14 protein-coding genes are annotated in these 19,060 nt (G+C 52.3%); 8 read left to right on the top strand and 6 right to left on the bottom strand.

Annotated features, from left to right (window positions below; all coding sequences use genetic code 11):
- Positions 1–300 precede the first annotated feature (300 nt).
- The 4 genes from ACQ0MK_RS06310 to ACQ0MK_RS06295 form a co-directional block, all read right to left on the bottom strand.
- Positions 301–1,521: an ABC transporter permease gene (locus tag ACQ0MK_RS06310; RefSeq protein WP_430475308.1), complete on the bottom strand. Its 1,221-nt coding sequence runs from the start codon at positions 1,519–1,521 to the stop codon at positions 301–303.
- 4 nt (positions 1,522–1,525) lie between these two features.
- Entirely contained in the window at positions 1,526–3,190 is a 1,665-nt protein-coding gene (locus ACQ0MK_RS06305) for an ABC transporter permease (protein ID WP_430475307.1), read from the bottom strand.
- A gap of 99 nt (positions 3,191–3,289) precedes the next feature.
- Positions 3,290–4,411, bottom strand: coding sequence for an extracellular solute-binding protein (locus ACQ0MK_RS06300; RefSeq protein ID WP_430475306.1), 1,122 nt, complete (start codon positions 4,409–4,411; stop codon positions 3,290–3,292).
- A gap of 85 nt (positions 4,412–4,496) precedes the next feature.
- The gene (locus ACQ0MK_RS06295; RefSeq protein WP_430475305.1) at positions 4,497–5,597 is read right to left on the bottom strand and encodes an ABC transporter ATP-binding protein; all 1,101 of its coding nucleotides are present in this window, start codon (positions 5,595–5,597) and stop codon (positions 4,497–4,499) included.
- A gap of 262 nt (positions 5,598–5,859) precedes the next feature.
- Between ACQ0MK_RS06295 and ruvX the strand changes: the two genes are divergently transcribed.
- Positions 5,860–6,384, top strand: a complete 525-nt coding sequence (gene ruvX / locus ACQ0MK_RS06290) for a Holliday junction resolvase RuvX (RefSeq protein ID WP_430475304.1) — start codon at positions 5,860–5,862, stop codon at positions 6,382–6,384.
- A 59-nt stretch (positions 6,385–6,443) separates the two neighbouring features.
- Here the strand turns inward: ruvX and ACQ0MK_RS06285 are convergent, their stop codons facing one another.
- Positions 6,444–7,259, bottom strand: coding sequence for a VOC family protein (locus ACQ0MK_RS06285; protein ID WP_430475303.1), 816 nt, complete (start codon positions 7,257–7,259; stop codon positions 6,444–6,446).
- A 252-nt stretch (positions 7,260–7,511) separates the two neighbouring features.
- On the opposite strand from ACQ0MK_RS06285, the gene ACQ0MK_RS06280 reads away from it, so the two are divergent.
- The 7 genes from ACQ0MK_RS06280 (at position 7,512) to rnr (ending at position 18,171) form a co-directional block, all read left to right on the top strand.
- Complete coding sequence (locus ACQ0MK_RS06280) at positions 7,512–8,435, top strand: AEC family transporter (RefSeq protein WP_430475302.1); 924 nt, start codon at positions 7,512–7,514, stop codon at positions 8,433–8,435.
- A 163-nt stretch (positions 8,436–8,598) separates the two neighbouring features.
- A complete protein-coding gene (locus tag ACQ0MK_RS06275; protein WP_350042774.1) occupies positions 8,599–9,558 on the top strand; it encodes an aspartate carbamoyltransferase catalytic subunit in 960 nt (319 codons plus the stop codon).
- The gene (pyrC, locus tag ACQ0MK_RS06270; protein WP_430475301.1) at positions 9,555–10,877 is read left to right on the top strand and encodes a dihydroorotase; all 1,323 of its coding nucleotides are present in this window, start codon (positions 9,555–9,557) and stop codon (positions 10,875–10,877) included. Before ACQ0MK_RS06275 ends, pyrC begins: the two co-directional genes overlap by 4 nt.
- A 1-nt stretch (position 10,878) precedes the next feature.
- On the top strand, positions 10,879–11,535 hold the full coding sequence (gene plsY, locus ACQ0MK_RS06265; protein WP_430475300.1) for a glycerol-3-phosphate 1-O-acyltransferase PlsY: 657 nt from the start codon (positions 10,879–10,881) through the stop codon (positions 11,533–11,535).
- A 57-nt stretch (positions 11,536–11,592) separates the two neighbouring features.
- Entirely contained in the window at positions 11,593–12,870 is a 1,278-nt protein-coding gene (gene dprA, locus ACQ0MK_RS06260; RefSeq protein WP_430475299.1) for a DNA-processing protein DprA, read from the top strand.
- A gap of 168 nt (positions 12,871–13,038) precedes the next feature.
- On the top strand, positions 13,039–15,681 hold the full coding sequence (topA, locus tag ACQ0MK_RS06255) for a type I DNA topoisomerase (protein ID WP_430475298.1): 2,643 nt from the start codon (positions 13,039–13,041) through the stop codon (positions 15,679–15,681).
- Between the two features lie 48 nt (positions 15,682–15,729).
- Positions 15,730–18,171, top strand: a complete 2,442-nt coding sequence (gene rnr, locus ACQ0MK_RS06250) for a ribonuclease R (protein WP_430475297.1) — start codon at positions 15,730–15,732, stop codon at positions 18,169–18,171.
- Between the two features lie 78 nt (positions 18,172–18,249).
- On the opposite strand, the gene ACQ0MK_RS06245 is transcribed toward rnr, so the two are convergent.
- On the bottom strand, positions 18,250–19,032 hold the full coding sequence (locus ACQ0MK_RS06245; protein ID WP_430475296.1) for an Hpt domain-containing protein: 783 nt from the start codon (positions 19,030–19,032) through the stop codon (positions 18,250–18,252).
- Positions 19,033–19,060 lie beyond the last annotated feature (28 nt).

Genomic DNA, 19,060 nt, shown 5'->3' with positions numbered 1-19,060 from the left:
TTATCTGCCAGAACTTGAATTACAGCGCGGAAACTAGCACCCCGACGGCCCCGCCGCAAGGGCTGGAAACACCGATAATTAAGTGAGAACCCGCTCTTGAGTTGGTCTTGATAGGTTACACCGCCCTGCCCGTCATGAACAACTTGTCCAACAAGGCGCATTTAACCAGATGCGTTTATGCACAGCAGGGATTTTCAATAGCCATCAAAGAAACAGGCCGACGGTGCAAAGTACCGTCGGCCTGCTTAACCGCATTCTTACATCCATCCACTTTGAACGGATGTCGGTGACTAAGTTCTCTTATCCCGGACTCATGCCACGAAGTCGCTCGGAGCGACGGCGCAACAATTCCACCGTCAGCAGAAGCAAGATCGAAACCGCAACAAGGATGGTTGCCGCTGCCAGAATGGTCGGTGAAATCTGCTCGCGCAGGCCCGTATACATCTGCCATGGCAAAGTCTGTTGCCGGGCGGAGCCGACAAACAGAACAACCACGACTTCATCAAACGAGGTGATGAACGCAAACAACCCGCCCGAAATAACACCCGGCAGAATAAGGGGCATCTGGACCCGGAAGAACGTCGTCACAGGGTTTGCCCCCATATTCGAAGCCGCCCGCGTCAGTGATTTATCAAACCCGACCAATGTCGCGGTTACGGTAATAATCACGAACGGAATACCAAGCACTGCATGGGCCAGGATCACCTTGACATAACCAACGAATGACTGGTTCAGGCCAAGGTTAACTTCCAGCCAGTTGCCAAGCGGTGCATAGAAAAAGAACATCCCCGTCGCTGAAATGATCAGCGGTACAATCATCGGCGAAATCAGAATCGCCATCATTGTCTGACGGCCCGGCACGTGGGATTGGCTCAGACCAATTGCGGCCAGTGTTCCCAACGAAACCGATATGATCGTCGCAATCGGCGCGATGATCAGCGAGTTCTTAAGCGGTACCATCCATTCATCCGTGCCAAGGAAGTCACGGTAATGCTTCAGGCTGTACCCTTCTGCCTTAAAGCTCAGCATTTCGGGCGTGAAGGTAAAGAAGTTTTCCGCATTAAAGCTTAGCCACACGACCGGAATCAGCGGTGCAATCAGGAAGAAGAAAACAAAGGCACATATAAATAAGAAGGCGTTGTGCCAAAGAACCTGACTGGGCGTGTAATAGGTCGGCACACCGGCGCGATATTTTCCGCTTCCAACCCATGTGGCAAACCACCCCATTGATACACCAACGATAAACCCGCCGAACAACCCGCCAAGTCCACCAACGGCAGCTCCGACAAGGCCAAGGAATATTGCCGTTCCCCAGATTTTTATCCGGCGATTGATTTTCGTAATCTGTGCCAATCCGCCAGCCAAGGCAGCACCAGCAACAGCACCACCTATGAGCCCAATCCAGGGATCACCATAGATATTGCCGGTAACAAAACCGAACATCGCGCCCAACACGGCCACCAAAGGCATAGTAAAGGTCAGAAGGTCCGGCCGTTTGATAGTAACAATCACACTACTCATGGCCTTAGCCCCCCAACTTCACGTTATCAATGCCAACGATCCTGTCGTAGCACCAGTACAGACCAAGCACGACAACCAGAAGAATGGTCCCCAATGCTGCTGCAAGGCCCCAGTTGAGAGAACTTGAAATATGGTAGGCAATCCTGTTCGAGATGAAGACACCGCTCGTCCCGCCAACGATTTCAGGCGTGATGTAGTAACCAATCGCCAGAATGAAGACCAAAATTGATCCAGCCCCGATGCCCGGCACCGATTGCGGGAAATAAACCCGCCAGAAGGCTGTCCAGTTGGTCGCACCAAGCGATTTGGCCGCCCGCAGGTAACTTGGCGGAACGGTTTTCATCACTGAATAAAGTGGCAGGATCATAAACGGCAGCAAAATATGCGTCATGGCAATGATTGTGCCCGTTGCATTATTCATCAAGATCAGGCGATCAGCATCATTGACAAAACCCAGCCAAACAAGGATTTCGTTGATCACCCCTTGTTGCTGCAGCAACACTTTCCATGCCGATGTCCGCACCAAAAGCGACGTCCAGAATGGCAACAGGACAAGGATCATCAAAACACTGGATGTCCGCATCGGCAGATTGGCCAAAAGCCAAGCAACCGGATAGCCCAGCACAATGCAACTTGCCGTAATAATCAGCGCCATAACCAGCGTACGTATGAACAGCTGGGTATAGATTTGCTCGTTTTCTGGTTTTTGCTCAATCCCGTCAGGGGTGAGTTCCATGTCAATCGCGTTCAGGAAATAACCCGGTGTCACGCTTGGCGAATAGAGCTTGATTGTCGCCCAGACTTCCGGCGAAACCCAATCTTCGTTTTCTGCTGCAAATGCTTCGCGGAAACCATCCTGCGGCAGCATATCCAAATTCGCAACGGCGGCTTTAAGCGCATCTGCCCCCGGCCCCGTATAACGACCAATCGCGTTAACAGTATCAGGGTTGGTCAAATCCATCCCCAGCGCACCGTAAACGGCTTCCCAAGGATCTTCCTCAGCAACAACATCATTGTCTGCCAAGGCGGTCCAGATTGCGAAATCAGTGTAGGCACGGCTGGTCCATGGCAACATCTCTGCTACTTGTTCAGACGGCACAAAGCCGACATCCCCGGCCATGCTTTCGCCAATCAGTTCAGCCCAAAGATCGCGGCGGTCTTCCAGCAGGCTATCGCCGTCAGAGCCCGACATCATTTCGAACCAGAACGCGGCATCCTTGAAATTCGCATCAATATCTTCAAGCGGATCTTGCCATTCTTCACCAATGTCATCAAGCCCACGCCCTGTGGTGCGGAACAATGATGACAGACCTGTTTGCTCATAATTCAAGCGCGTGCCAAGCCGCGTATGCTGCTTTGCCTCGCTGGCTTTAAACAGGTCAATATACAGATTACGGAAGACGTCTTCGGAAGGAGCCGTACCGGTTGAAGTGTCCCATTGGGCAAGTTCTGTCACGACCCCCGGAAGCGTGACAGGCACAATATCGTTCTCAACCGACCGGAAAAGCATCGAGATAATAGGAACGACGAAGGTCACCACCACGAACAGCAAAAGTGGCGCGATCAGCATCAGCGCACGTACTTTTTGCCGCAACAAGGCCCGTCGCAAGCTTTGTTTCAGTGGCCTGCCGTCAGCGGCAAGCACTAATCCTTCTGTCGTATCACTCATGACACCCCCGTGATCCCGCCGTGTTTGTCGGTCTGTTATGCAAATTGGTCATTATTCATTGGGAAAAGGGGGCCGCAAGCGGCCCCCTTCATTTAGCTGTTATTGAGCCAACCAAGCTTGGAATTTGGCATCAATGTCGTCACGGTAATCAGCCCAGAACTCGTAGTTATAGAGGAACGTGTTCTTGCTGTTTGCCGGATCGGTCGGCATATGTGGAGCCATGTCGATGCCGAGCGAAGCATGTTTGCCAACAAGCGGTGCCGAAGAAGCACGAGCCGGACCATAGGAGATGTATTTCGACTGGTCAGCCAAACGCTGGGTGTCGGTGGCGAACTTAACAAAGTCCTTCACGCGTGCAAGACGGTCTTCAGGCAAACCAGCCGGGATAATCCAGCCGTCAAGATCAAAGACCTGTGCATCCCACAACATCGCAATCGGCTGGTTCTGCTCAACAATGGCAGAGAACAGACGACCGTTATAGGTCGAGCCCATGAAGACTTCACCATCAGCAAGAAGCTGCGGCGTATCTGCACCAGCGCTCCACCAGATTACGCTATCCTTGATGGTGGCTAGTTTCGCAAGAGCCTGTTCCTGGCCTTCTGCGGTTTCAAGAACGTTGTAAACGTCGTCCTTGGCAACACCATCGCAAAGAAGAGCCCATTCCATGTTGTTGATTGGACGTTTTTCAAGCGAACGCATACCCGGATAGGTTTCCGTATCGAACAGAGCACAGATATCGGTCGGTGCTTCTGCACCAGCCGGAACCAAGTCTTTACGATAACCAACCGTGGTCGAATAAACGATCTGCGGAATGAAGCAATCGCTGACAAGCAAATCGCCGAAGTCATCTTCTGCTGATGTGCCATCTGGTGCCGCTGCAAGAACTTCGTTTGCATCGATTTCCATTGCCAGACCTTCATCGCAAAGACGAAGCGCATCAGACGCAACGACATCAACCAGATCCCAGGTGACATTGTTGGCTTCATTCATGGCGCGCAGTTTTGCAACAGCCTCGTTAGAACTTTCGTCCCAAGTAATCGTAACGCCCGAATTCATCGCAGCATAAGGCTCAGCATAAGCAGCTACCTGACTGGCCTGATATGCGCCACCCCAGCTAACCAGCGTCATGTTCGCCGCCATGTGATCGTCGGCAAATGCCGCGCCACTTGTCGCGACAAGTGCGATCATCGTTGTCGCTGAAAGTGTCTTAATGAGTTTCATTGCAGACTCCCTGATTGTTTCCCGGCCTATTGATTGAGGACGTGCACCCGGGTGTACCTGTCCTGTTCTTACCTGATCTGGTGCGTCACGCGTCCAGCGCGCGACAATCTTCTGCCAACCAGCCGATTTCAATCTGCTGGCCCGGCTTCAAACGCACCTGATCAGGCGCGTTTCTTGTCTTGATGACAAAATCTGAATTGCCCGCAACACGCAGTCGTGTGCGGAAAATATCACCCATATAGATGAATTCCAGCACCTCAGCCTTCAGCGTGTGGGCATCTTCGTGCAGACGTTCACGATTATATTCAACGCGTTCCGGGCGGATGGAAACGCGAGTCCGTTCACCAACTTTCGTTACATTGACAGGAACGGCATCAATGACTTCGCCATCATCAAGTTCAATTACGCAGGTATCGCCCTTGATTTCTTTCACAACACCTTCAAGCGTGTTGTTCTCACCAATGAACTGCGCAACGAAACTGTTTTCAGGGCTTTCATAAAGCTGATCCGGTGGCGCCAGTTGCTGAATACGGCCATCGTCAAACACTGCAACCCTGTCTGACATCGTCAGTGCTTCGGTCTGATCATGGGTGACGTAAACGGTCGTAATGCCCAACTGATGTGCCAGATAGGTAATTTCGAACTGCATCTTCTCACGCAGCTGTTTATCCAGCGCGCCAAGCGGCTCATCCATCAGAACGAGTTCCGGTTCAAACACAAGTGCACGCGCCAAGGCGACACGCTGTTGCTGCCCACCCGACAATTGCGCCGGACGGCGACCGCCAAAATCACCCATTTCGACCATGTCGAGGGCTCTTTTCACTTTTTCTTCGCGTTCAGCCTTACCCAGCTTTCGCACTTCAAGTGGAAAAGCAAGGTTTTCAGCAATCGTCATATGCGGGAACAGAGCATAGTTCTGAAACACCATGCCAATCCCCCGCTTATGCGGAGGAATGTTGTTGATGGATACTCCGCCCAAGCGAATATCACCATGCGTTGCGGTTTCGAAACCGGCAAGCATCATCAGGCAGGTGGTTTTTCCAGACCCTGACGGCCCAAGCATCGTCAGGAATTCGCCCTTAGGCATGGATAAATTGAGATCTTTTACGACAAGCGTTTCGCCATCGTAGCTTTTCTGCACGCGTTCAAATTCTACGAACGCGTCATTGGATGCACCGTCGACCAACCCCTATACCCCCTGAGATGTAATCAGTTATTTTGCGATTTCGGTTTCGCTTAACTTTGTATCTCTTCATTAGAACAAACATCCACCAGCACATCAACCCCTAGGGAAATAAAGACCTACACCCCTTGAACCTCAACGGGTGCAGCGCAATATAAGAAATCCCATTCACGGCAAACGCAGGTAAAACAGCTATGCATTGGCTGCTGGGCCTCATGTTTGCTTTGCGCTGGTATTTTGCTGATAACGGACCTATAAGGTCGCCATGATTTGCAATAATACTCAGGAATTGCTGCGGTGTCTGACACCGGCGGCACGCGTTTTGGGCCTGGACCTTGGCACCAAAACCATTGGCGTTGCCCTTTCAGATGTCGGGCTTCAGATCGCTTCACCTCATGAGCTGATCTCGCGGAAGAAATTTACCCGCGATATCGCGCAGCTTTCAGCAATCTGCACCAAACAGAATGTTGGTGGGATTGTGATCGGCTTCCCACGCGAACTTGACGGTTCAATCGGTAAAGCGTGCCATCGCGTTTATGCTTTTCTCGATGAGATGGAAAAATACATCGACCTTCCGGTTCTGATGTGGGACGAACGTCTTTCGACCACTGCGGTTGAACGCATCCTGATCGAAGAAGTAGACATGACACGAAAACGTCGTGCGCAAGTCGTCGATAAAACGGCTGCGGCCTATATCCTGCAAGGTGCGCTAGACAACCTTAACCTTCATACAGACCCGGGCGAAAACGCCGAACCTGATGAAGACGAATTTGACGGCGACGAAGACTAAGTCCCGCGCCGGATCAACATGATCTGATAAAAGCTGTCTGACATTTCAGGCAGCTTTTTTTATTTGGATTTGATCACAACCAGTGTGCCAAAGAATACCGAGGGCGGCAGGATCAAAAAGCCGTTCATTTCGACCGCGCCAAGTGCCATCGCCGCATCAGATATCTTGTCAATATCATCGACAATCAGCTCAAACCCGGCAAAACCATCAGATGGAAACAACCGGTCATCAAAGCCGTATTTCTCAACCAGCTCATCAGTGTGCAAGGTTTCAACCAGCCCGCCAACATTAATGCCCTCATAAAACTCGCTTACCGCATCAGCAGCCCAGTGACTGATAATCACCTTGCCAAGCGCCAATGCGCTGTTGGCGTGGGTTTGATATTCCGGGAAATAAAAGTTTTCTGGCGGATGGCGATGCTGGCAGACGAAGGCAACCGCATTTCGCAATAATGGGTGATTGGCAAATGCCAGTGAAAAGGCGACTTCGACCGTATCACCCTGCGGTGTTTTAGCATCCCGTTCAAAATGAAAAACTGGCGGCACAGCCGCACCAGCAGCCATAAACACTTCTCGGTCCGTCTCGGCATCACTTGATTGCAATGCCAACATCGACATGCCTTCGCGGTGACGCAGATAGTCACGGTTATATACCGGGAATGAGAACGGAACAGCCAGATCGGTTTCGGCAATTTTCGACGGCTCAACCACAGAAAGCAGTTCAATATACATGCCATCAAGCTGAATCAGCGCATTTCCCGTGCCAAAAGGATGGTTTGCACGCGGTGTGACAGTGAAACCGAGTTGGCGATATGCAGCTATTGCGGCATCAAGATCGTTCACGCATAAGACCAGATGATCAATCGACCGCGACATATCGTCCCCTTGACGGATTTCCCAATGGCATAGAATCGCTTTGAATTGAAAACAATCTACCCGCACCGGATTATAATTAATGTGCTGACTATCACATCCCTCTTCTTCGGGCAAAGAACAACTGCCCACAAATGAATTTAAGTCACCTAATCCAGTGACTTACTGTGGTAGTGTTTTATCAGTACATAAAGATGCTACCAAGGGTCCTGTTCCAAAAAGTCGCCAGAACGCCCCGATCCAAAAGGCCTGTAAATGATCGCTATTCTTTCAGCTTTGCTCCCGACATTTGCCCTTATTGTTTTGGGCTATGCCTTGCGTCGACGCAGTTTCCTGCCCGATACATTCTGGCCTGGCGCGGAAAAACTGACTTATTTCGTGACCTTCCCGGCATTGCTGTTTTCCAACACCGCCAAGGCCGATCTTGGCAGCTTGCCATTGCTGGGAATTACCGGTGCCATGCTTGGCACAGTTGCGATTTGTACAGCGCTGATCATTGCAGCCAAACCCGTTTTAAAAGTCAGCCCGGCTGCATTTTCATCCTTGGTTCAGGGTGCCATTCGCCCAAACACCTATATTGGCCTTGCGGTGGCGGCGGCCCTTTTGGGCACAGAGGGCCTGACCGTCACAGCACTTTGTGTTGCCTTGGTCGTCCCGACTGTAAACGTCATTTCGGTTTTGGCGTGCGCACATTGGGGGGATAACGATCGCAAACCGGGTTTGTTATCGCTGCTGCGCGACGTTGGCAAAAACCCGCTTTTAATGGCATGTGTGTTTGGCAGTGTTTTCAATCTGACGGGTATTGGGTTGCCCCCGATCATCGGGCCTTTCTTGGAAGTCCTTGGCCGTGCGGCATTGCCAATTGGCCTTCTTGCCGTTGGCGCAGGACTTGATCTGACAGCAGCACGCCGTGCCGGCATAGCAGTCGGTGTTTCAAGCTTCGGCAAGCTTGTCATCAGCCCGGCAATCGCCGTTGGACTTTGCCTTGCCCTAGGATTGCCAAGCATCGAGACAGCATCAGTTGTTCTATATGCCGCCCTTCCCTGTTCGGCGAGTGCCTATGTCTTGGCGCGTTTAATGGGCGGGGATGCGCCGATGATGGCCAGTGTGATTACCGTACACACCCTTATTGCCATCGTCACAATGCCAATCATCGCCATTCTTATGCATGCGGTTTAATGGCAATCCTTGCATTCAAACAGCATAAAAACCTGACCGTACAGTCAGGAAATGCGTTCGGCTCTTTGGAATATTTACCTTTTCGTGACAGGGGCAATTCGCTATGCTCCGCGCGAAATTCTTCCAGGATCATCCAAGGGAAATGTGCAACGCCATGAGCGTCATGGGACCAGCGGCGGATCATTATCCGCACCCTCACCTCCTCGGCATCGAGGGTCTCACCCCCGGGGAAATCACCCTTATTCTTGATCGGGCACAGCATTACGCGGAAAAGAACCGTTCTGCTGACAAGACCAGTAATATTCTGGCCGGTGCCACGGTCGTTAATCTGTTTTACGAAAACTCCACCCGAACGCTGACATCGTTTGAACTTGCCGCCAAACGGCTGGGGGCTGACGTCATCAATATGACGGTTGGCACAAGTTCGGTCAAAAAGGGCGAAACCCTGATTGATACGGCGATGACGCTCAATGCCATGAACCCGGATGCACTTGTTGTCCGTCATGGGGACAGTGGCGCGGTCAAGCTCCTCAGCGAAAAGGTCAATTGCGCGGTTCTCAATGCAGGCGACGGGCGACACGAGCACCCGACCCAGGCGCTACTTGATGCGCTGACCATCCGCCGCCACAAAGGCCGCCTGCATCGTCTGACGGTTGCGATTTGCGGCGACATTGCCCATTCACGCGTGGCCCGGTCAAATATCTTGCTTCTCAACACAATGGGATCGCGCGTGCGCCTTGTTGCCCCGCCGACCCTGATCCCGTCACAGATTGACCGGATGGGTGTTGAAATTTTCCATGACATGGAAGAAGGCCTGAAAGACTGCGACATCGTCATGATGTTGCGTCTGCAGCTTGAACGCATGGAAGGCAGCTTCATCCCGTCTGTCCGTGAATATTTCCACTTCCATGGACTGGATCGCGCAAAGCTTGCCAATGCCAAGCCCGACGCACTGATCATGCATCCCGGTCCGATGAACCGCGGCGTTGAAATTGACAGTGAAGTTGCCGATGACGTGGAACGTTCTGTGATTCGCGAACAGGTCGAAATGGGGGTTGCTGTACGGATGGCTGCACTTGAGATTCTTGTTCTGAACCACAGAAAACTGGGAGGTCAGGCATGAGCCCCGCCATTCGCGCCAAAGGTGCAGGTAAAAAGGCCTTTATCAATGCCCGCCTGATTGACCCGGCCAAACAGACCGATGCGATTGGTGGGCTCCTGATCGAAGATGCCACCATTCTTAAAAGTGGTGCAGATGTCACCAATGGGACAGTACCAGACGGCTATGAAGTCATCGACTTGAACGGGGCATGCCTGGCCCCGGGGCTTGTCGACATGCGCGCCCAATTGCGCGAACCGGGGTTTGAGCATCAGGAAACCATCGAAACCGCGGGTAAATCCGCGGCAACTGGCGGTATCACAACGATTATCGCCCTGCCCAACACCGATCCGGTGATTGATGATGTTGCTGGCGTTGAATTTATCGCCCGCCGTGCACGCAAAGTCGGTTTGGCAAAAGTCTTTGTCTATGGTGCCCTTTCCAAGGGCATCGAGGGCCATGAAATCACCGAGATGGGTCTTCTGCATCAAGCCGGTGCCGTTGCCTTCTGTGACGGTGTTAAAACCATCGCAAGTGCGCGTCTTCTGCGCCAGGCATTGTCTTATTCCACCTTCTTTGACGGCATGATTGTTCAGCATCCCGAAGAGCCCGAACTGTCCAAGGGTGCGGCAATGAATAGTGGTGAACTTGCCACCCGCCTTGGCCTTACAGGTGTTTCGCCTCTTGCCGAAGTCATCCAGATTGAACGCGATCTGCGATTGGTGGAAATGACGGGCGGACGGCTGCATTTTGCCCATATCTCGACCGGAGAATCGGTCGAGGTCATCCGAAAAGCAAAAAAACTCGGCCTTAAAGTCACGTGCGATACTGCTCCGTTCTATTTCTCGCTTAATGAGAATTCAGTTTCAGATTATCGCACCTTTGCCAAACTGTCCCCGCCATTGCGTTCAGAAGATGACCGACAGGCGATTGTCGCGGGTCTTGCCGATGGCACGATTGATGCGATCGCATCCGACCACAATCCGCAAGATGTCGATTCCAAACGCCTGCCCTTCGCACAGGCGGCTGCGGGCGGTGTCGGGTTTGAAACCCTTCTGCCGATCTCGCTTGAGCTTTATCACAACGGACATATGTCACTTTTGGACGTCATTACAAAGCTGACCTCTATCCCGGCAAGCCTGGTGCGGATTAAGGGTGCAGGCACACTTGCCGAAGGCACCCCGGCTGATCTTGTAATCTTTGATCCGGATCGTCCGTGGAAAATCGATCCATATCAGTTCCAGTCGAAATCGAAAAATTCGCCCTTTGATGGCCGTCTTACCCAAGGTCGCGTGTTGCGCACCCTGATTGATGGCCGCGAAATCTTTACGGAAGGCGCCTGAAATGGAACTTGATGCCACTTACAAGGCCATGCTGATGTCCCTGCAGGTCGCGACTGTTTGCGGGTACTTGCTTGGGTCCATTCCATTCGGTCTGGTTTTAACCCGCATTGCCGGTCTTGGCGACATTCGTAAAATCGGTTCGGGCAATATTGGCGCAACCAATGTGTTGCGCACCGGACGCAAAGATCTGGCGTTTTTGACGCTGCTTGGAGATGTTGGCAAAGGCGCATTTGCCGCCTTGCTCTTCACGCATCTTTCCGGCGTTGAACAGGGCATCTTTGCCGGTGGTGCCGCCGTCATTGGCCATATGTTCCCAATTTGGCTACGGTTTAAAGGCGGTAAGGGTGTAGCCACCACGTTGGGCACCTTGGTTGCGGTAAACTGGATCATGGGACTTTGTGCGGCCCTGACATGGCTGGTGATGGCCCTGTTTTTCCGCATCTCGTCCCTCTCAGCCCTGATCGCGATGATTGCCGCCCCGCTTGCCGCATTCTTTATCGCCAACGATCCGGGTGCTGGATGGCTTGGGGTTTTTCTTGCTGTCATCGTCTGGCTGGCCCATCACGCCAATATTGGCCGCCTGTTGCGCGGTAAAGAACCAAAGATCGGCCAGAAAAAGAAACAGGCAGAAGAAGATAGCAGTTCGACAGAAAGCTAATCTTTCATTTCGAATAGCTTGACGAAGTAACGCCCGGATGACCACAATCCGGGCGTTATGCTTTTTAACGAACCACAACCACAGAGATTATCCCAATCAGAACGCCTTGCCCGCATGCGGCTCGCGCGCAGCACGAATATTGGCCCGGTCACATTTCGAAAAATGTTAGATCGGTTCGGCTCTGCCCGCGAAGCCATCGAAATTCTTCCCGATCTTATTGCCCACTCAAAGACCGCGCGAAAAATTACTCTGGCGGGCCGTGAAGATACGGTTTCCGAGATAGAGCTGGCCAAAACACACCATGCAAAGCCAATCATTTTTGGCGATCCGGAATACCCCGCAATGCTAGCCCGGATCGAAGATTCTCCTGCATATTTTTACGCCATCGGGCGGCTTGATCTTTTAGCCAAAACGTCCGTCGGGATTGTCGGAGCGCGGAATGCATCAGCCAATGGATGTGGCTTTGCCCGTAAAATCAGCCATGAACTGGTCAGCGCAGGATATGTCGTTACATCGGGCATGGCGCGCGGCATTGATGGTGCGGCACACACGGCTGCACTACAGCTGGCTGACACCCATAGTGGCGGCACAATTGCCGTGCTTGGTGGTGGGGTTGATGTTGTTTATCCGCGTGAAAATCAGGAACTTTATGAAAAGCTCTGCGAACAAGGCTGCGTCATTTCGGAAATGCCGCCGGGCCTGAAACCACAGGCTCGACATTTTCCGAGGCGTAATCGCATTATTTCAGGACTGTCATTTGGCACGGTTGTTATTGAGGCAGGCCGTAATTCGGGGTCGCTGATTACGGCACGTTTCGCCGCCGAACAGGGCCGTGATGTTTTTGCAGTTCCCGGCTCCCCAACCGATCCACGCGCAGCCGGTCCAAACAGCCTGATCCGTGATGGCGCAATTTTATGCGACTCTGCGGACGTGATTTTGGATGCTTTGCGCTTGGCCGAACAAAACACACAGCTTTTTGAAGGGTTTCATCAATTCAACACAGATGCCCGTCAAGCTACCAAAAACTCACATCTTCAAGACTATGACGAAATCATCAAATCGCTTGACCGTGACGCAGAAATTCAAGCTCCGAAGGAACCAGTACAAGACATTGAAACAATTAATGATTTACCCAGTCCCCTACCACCTAAAACTGATCATTCGGACAGCCAATCAATCTTTGACTTTCTGTCATCCTCCCCCCTCTTAATTGACGAGCTAATCCGTACGTCTGGCTTGTCGGCGGAACAGGTTTCGACAATTTTGATTGAACTCGAAGTTGCAGGAAGGGTTGAACGTCACCCCGGAAATAGGGTATCGCGTATCGCCAAATGAGAGTCGCGTCGAATCAGGACGTGACAAATATTGTTGTGATTTGCTGCAATTTGCGCAATCTGATCTGGAATACAGGCACACACTATATATATGTGTCGCTCATTCGGATTATTTAACGCACAACATAATGATCGCCTTCGGGCGCAAGAACCGGACACGAAAAACGTAATGAATCTTGTCATCGTCGAATCCCCGGCCAAAGCCAAGACGATCAACAAATATCTCGGTGATGATTATAAGGTGCTGGCATCCTTCGGTCACATCCGAGACCTTCCGTCAAAAGACGGTTCGGTAGATACCGATAACGATTTTTCGATGGTCTGGGAAACAGACGGTCGATCTGAAAAGCAGATCAAGGAAATCGCATCTGCAGCACGTGACTCCGACACAATCTTCCTCGCGACTGACCCGGATCGTGAAGGAGAAGCGATTTCGTGGCATATCCTTGAAGTTCTTGAGCAGAAAAAGCTGCTCCGCGGTCGCGATGTTCACCGCGTCGTGTTCCACGAGATCACCAAGAAAGCCGTCACCGAAGCCATCGCCAATCCACGCGAACTTAACCAAGAGCTGGTCGATGCCTATTTGGCGCGCCGCGCATTGGATTATCTGGTCGGGTTTAACCTGTCGCCGGTTCTGTGGCGCAAATTGCCCGGTTCACGTTCTGCTGGTCGCGTGCAATCGGTCGCATTGCGCCTGATTTGCGAACGTGAAATTGAAATCGAGGCCTTCAAAGCCGATGAATACTGGTCGCTTGAGGCGGGACTGAGCGTTCCAGAAGGCAATTTTTCGGCGCGCCTGACGCATTTGAATGGCGAGAAGCTTGATAAGCTTGCCCTTGGCAATGAAGATGCCGCCAAAATTGCCAAGGAAAAGGTCGAAAGCCGCAGCTACACCGTTTCCAAGGTTGAACGCAAAGACGTCAAACGGCGTCCTCAGCCACCATTCACCACCTCAACCCTGCAACAGGAAGCATCGCGCAAGCTTGGCTTTGGGACAAAACGCACCATGCAGCTTGCCCAGCGCTTGTATGAAGGCGTTGATATCGGTGGTGAAACCGTCGGTCTGATCACGTATATGCGTACCGATGCTGTGGTTCTGTCACAAGAAGCATTGGCAGCCGCTCGCCGACTGATTGGCAAGGATTATGGCGATGCCTACCTTCCATCAAGCCCGCGTAGTTTTGCCAACAAAGCCAAGAACGCACAAGAAGCCCACGAGGCGGTTCGGCCCACCGATTTGTTCCGACGCCCCGATCAGGTATCGCGCCATCTTGATAAGGACCAACTCGCCCTTTACACCCTGATCTGGAAACGGACTGTCGCCTGTCAGATGGAAGACGCCCGTTTTGATCAGGTGGCTGTTGATTTGTCATCGAACGACAATCATGTCGTTTTGCGTGCGAATGGTTCGGTCGTTAAATTTGACGGCTTCCTGAAACTTTATCAGGAAGGCAAAGATGACGATTCCGATGACGAAAACGATCGTCGTCTGCCGCCCCTTACCGAGGGCCAGAAACCTGATCTTGGCAAAGTCACGATTGATCAGCACTTTACCCAGCCCCCGCCCCGCTATACCGAGGCGAGCCTGGTTAAAAAGATGGAAGAACTGGGCATTGGCCGCCCGTCGACCTATGCATCGATCATTTCGGTTCTGCAGGATCGTAACTACGTCCTTCTGGAACGTCGACGTTTTGTCGCACAGGACCGTGGCCGTCTGGTAACGGCCTTCCTGTCGAAATTCTTTGAACGTTATGTGCAGTACAACTTCACAGCTGATCTGGAAAACCAGCTTGATGAAGTCTCGATGGGCAAACTGGCCTGGAAAGACGTTCTCAAGGATTTCTGGAAATCATTTAAAGGTAATGTCGACGAAGCCAAGGAACTGAAAATCACCGAGGTGCTTGATGCGCTTCAGGTGATGTTGGAAAACTATCTCTTCCCAACGCGTGAAGACGGTGTAGATCCGCATAAATGCCCGAAATGCGCTGATGGCACGCTGAGCCTTAAACTTGGTAAATTCGGTGCATTCCTTGGCTGTTCGAACTACCCTGATTGTAGTTTCACCCGGCCATTGGTTGCCAATGAAAATGGCAACGATTCCGAACTTGATACGGGACCAAAGGTTCTTGGTATCGACAAGGAAACTGGTAAGGAAATCACGCTTCGCAAAGGCCCTTATGGCGTTTACGTGCAGCTTGGCGAAGAAGAAGAAGTCGAAGGCAAAAACGGCAAACCCAAAAAGGTTAAACCGAAACGCACTTCTTTGCCCAAAGGGCTGGAGCCATCTGTTGTGGATCTGTCCAAGGCAGAAGAGCTTCTGACATTGCCGCGCTTTGTCGGGATTTACCCGGACACTGGCGATGAAATGAAAGCCAATATTGGCCGTTTCGGTCCCTATATTCAGGCTGGCAGTATCTTCGCCTCGCTTAAGGCAGATGATGATGTTCTCACCATTGGTGAAAACCGCGCCATCACCCTTGTCGCAGACAAACGCGAAAAAGCGGGCAAGGAACTCGGCAAGCACCCCGATGACAACGAACCGATCTTTGTTGCCGTGGGCCGCTGGGGACCGTTTGTGAAGCACAAAAAGACAATCGCCAATATCCGCGATGTAGAGCGCGATGACATCACGCTTGAAATGGCGATAAAGGCGATTAAGGAAAAGGACGCCAAGTCGGGTAAAACATCAAAAGCCCCGGCCAAGAAAACGGCGACCAAAACGACTGCGGCGAAAAAAGCGCCTGCAAAAAAGAAAGCTGCAAAGAAACCTGCAGCGAAAAAGACAACCACTAAAAAGGCGGCGGCGACTTAATCGCCGCCTTCCTTTTAGCTGGCATTTAATTGAAAGGACGCCACAAACTTGGCGAACGACACAGAAGACAAAAAATACTTCCCGACACGGGAAGAAATCATCGAATTCATCAGCATGAGCCCTACCCCCGTGGGCAAGCGAGAGATTGCGCGCGCCTTTAACATCAAGGGTGCGGCGAAGATCCAGCTTAAAAAGGTCCTTAAAGACCTCAACATTGGTGGCGACGTTGTCAAAGGCCGCAAGCGGTTTGACAAGCCGGACCGCCTGCCCCCGGTCGAGGTTCTTGAAATTACCGGCATTGACGATGACGGTGAAGTTCTCGCCAAACCGAATGTTTGGAAACACGATTACGAACCACCACAGATTTTGGTCAAAGCCATCCGCCGTGGCGGCCCAAGTGCGCCGGGCGTCGGTGACAAGATTTTGGCAAAGCTGCGCTATACCGGCAAACAAACCTACGAAGCCAGCATCATGAAGGTTCTGGGCAGTGGCCCACAACGCGTTCTGGGTCTTTATCGCCCCAATGAACGCGAAGGCCGCGTTGTGCCCACAGACCGCAAAGATAGCGGCGAGATCGCGGTTCCAAAGGATGACCACCCTGATCTTGAAACCGGCGCATTGGTTCTGACCGAAATTCTGCCGGGCAAACATTTTGGCTTGCGCAAGGGCCGGATTACAGAAGTTCTTGGCAATATCAACGAACCAAAATCCATCAGCCTTGTATCGATCCATGCACGGGGCATTCCGTTTGAATTCCCGCCGGAAGTCGAACTTCAGGCACGGGAATCCAAGGCAACGCCGCTGAACAAGCGAACCGACCTTCGCGATATTCCGCTGGTCACCATTGATGGTGCCGATGCGCGCGATTTCGATGACGCCGTATGGGCCGAAGCCGACACCGATCCTGAAAACGAAGGCGGTTGGCACATCATGGTCGCGATTGCCGATGTGTCCTGGTATGTCCGCCCCGGTGATGCCTTGGACCGCGAAGCCGTCAAGCGCGGCAATAGCTGCTATTTCCCGGATCGCGTGGTCCCGATGCTGCCGTTTGAGCTGTCAAACGGCTGGTGTTCGTTGGTCCCGCATGAAGATCGCGGCTGTATGGCTGTTGAGATGTGGCTTGATAAGCATGGTCACAAGATCCGCCATAAATTCTGCCGCGGGATGATGAAATCTGCCGCACGCCTGACCTATGATCAGGTTCAACGTGCCATGGATGGCCAACCAGATGACACAACCGGCCCGCTGGTCGATACCATCATCAAACCGCTTTACGGCGCCTTTGGTGCGTTCCTGGAGGCCCGCAAACGTCGTGGCGTGCTTGAGCTTGATGTGCCTGAGCGCAAGATTGAACTTAATGACCAAGGTCAGATTGTTGCAATCGCGCCACGTGCACGGTTCGACAGCCACAAGCTGATCGAAGAATTCATGATTGCGGCCAATGTCTGTGCGGCAGAGGAACTGGAACGCATCAAGCAACCTTGCATGTATCGTATCCACGATGCACCAAGCGAGGAAAAACTCGAAGCGTTGCGTGAATTCCTTGAAGGTGCCGGCTATACCTTGAACAAGGCGGCTGTTCTGCGCCCACGCGACTTCAACCAGATCCTTGAAAAGGCCAAAGACACACCGGAAGCCGAATTGATCAATACAGTCGTTCTGCGCAGTCAGTCACAGGCGATGTATAGCCCGGACAATATTGGCCACTTTGGCTTGGCCCTGAAGAAATATGGCCACTTCACATCCCCGATCCGACGTTATGCCGATCTTTTGGTTCATCGCGCCCTGATTGCTGGATTGAAACTTGGCGAAGGTGGATTACCACCAGAAGACGGTGAACGGTTTGAGCAGATTGGCGAAGACATCTCAGCGACAGAACGCCGTGCAGCCATGGCTGAACGCGATGCTGTTGATCGCTATGTTGCTGCCTATATGTCCGATAAAGTCGGTGCCGAGTTCCCCGGCAAGATTTCCGGGGTCACACATTTCGGTTTGTTCATTTCGTTGAACGAAACCGGTGCGGATGGCCTTGTGCCGATTTCCACCCTGCCCGATGACTATTACGTTCATGACGCGGCCAGTCACGCGTTGGTCGGGCAAAATCGTGGTAAAAAGTTCCAGCTTGGCGATGCTGTTGTCGTGCGTATTGCCGATGCAGATGCCGCAACCGGGTCGCTTGCCCTGCGCTTGGCCGAGCATGCTGAAATCACCGATCGTGATCTGGTTGAACGGCCACGGGGCCGTCGCGGGCAAAATAAACGCCGTGGGAGTCCCGGCGACCGTAGCCACCGACACGGCAGCAAACCAGGATTCCGATCCGGACCACGCGACGCCAATGGTCCAGGTGGAACGTCAGCGACCAAGTCCACGGGTAGGCCTGGTGCCAAAACTGCTGGTAAAAAGAAAACCACGCCCAAAAAGCAACGCAAACTGGTCGCGTCTAACCGGGTTGCACGCAATGCGCCCAAAGACGGCAACAAACCAGAATAGTGTAAAGCGCATACGCAACGACAAAGGGCGGCCAACTACTGACCGCCCTTTGTCGTATCCAACTCGCCGTATTGGCGCTTACATCATCGTCTCGATGAATTTTGCCAAATGTTCTGATGTCTGCTTGCCACGGTTATTAATGATAACAACATTCTCCGGCAGACCTTCAAGATCAGGATGCGAGGCATCAAAACTGGTCAGAAGCCCAAGTTTCTTATTCGCCAATGTTTTCATCGCGGCCAGTGCCCGAACCAACTCGATCCCGCTTAGACCATCAAGGACTGCTGCTGTAATCACTGCATCAGGATGTGATTGCACGACCGTCTCGAACGCCTCAACCGCGTTTCTCGCCGTGATGGTCCGAAATCCTTTTTGACGCAACTCACGCTGAAGAAAACTGGCTTGAACGGCAGTTGCGGTTACAAGCAGCACTTCCTTATCGAGTGCAGCAACAGAATCTGCCTTTCCATCCGCATCATCGGCTTTGACACTACGGGTCGGAAGGGATCGCAAAATACGGGTTTCTTCGTCGGCTGGCGGGTTCGTACCACTCTCGATGACTTCGCGTATCCAGCTGGTGAAATCAACTAAAGATGCGGCTTCACGGTCATCAATCTCGGTAAGGTCCGCGATATAATCTTCCAGACGGTGGGCAATTGCCCCCACCAATGGAAACCCGAAAGATCCTGCCAGCCCTTTAACAGTGTGGGCTTCGCGGCGTAGCTCGGCGATGCCTGCACCTGCCTCATCCATACCGCTGGCGACACGATCAATAGTCGTTTCGATACGATCAATTCGATCAACAGTGTCCTCAATGAAGTCTTGCTTCAGACTGGCTACAATTGCGTCTGCATTTCCCACTGGAGCACTCCTTTGGCAGGTATATATC

This window comes from Thalassospira lucentensis, from assembly GCF_050516545.1.
Classification (GTDB): Bacteria; Pseudomonadota; Alphaproteobacteria; order Rhodospirillales; family Thalassospiraceae; genus Thalassospira; species Thalassospira lucentensis_C.
Note: the sequence above shows the minus strand (reverse complement) of the source record. Positions and strands in the feature narration are given on the sequence as shown.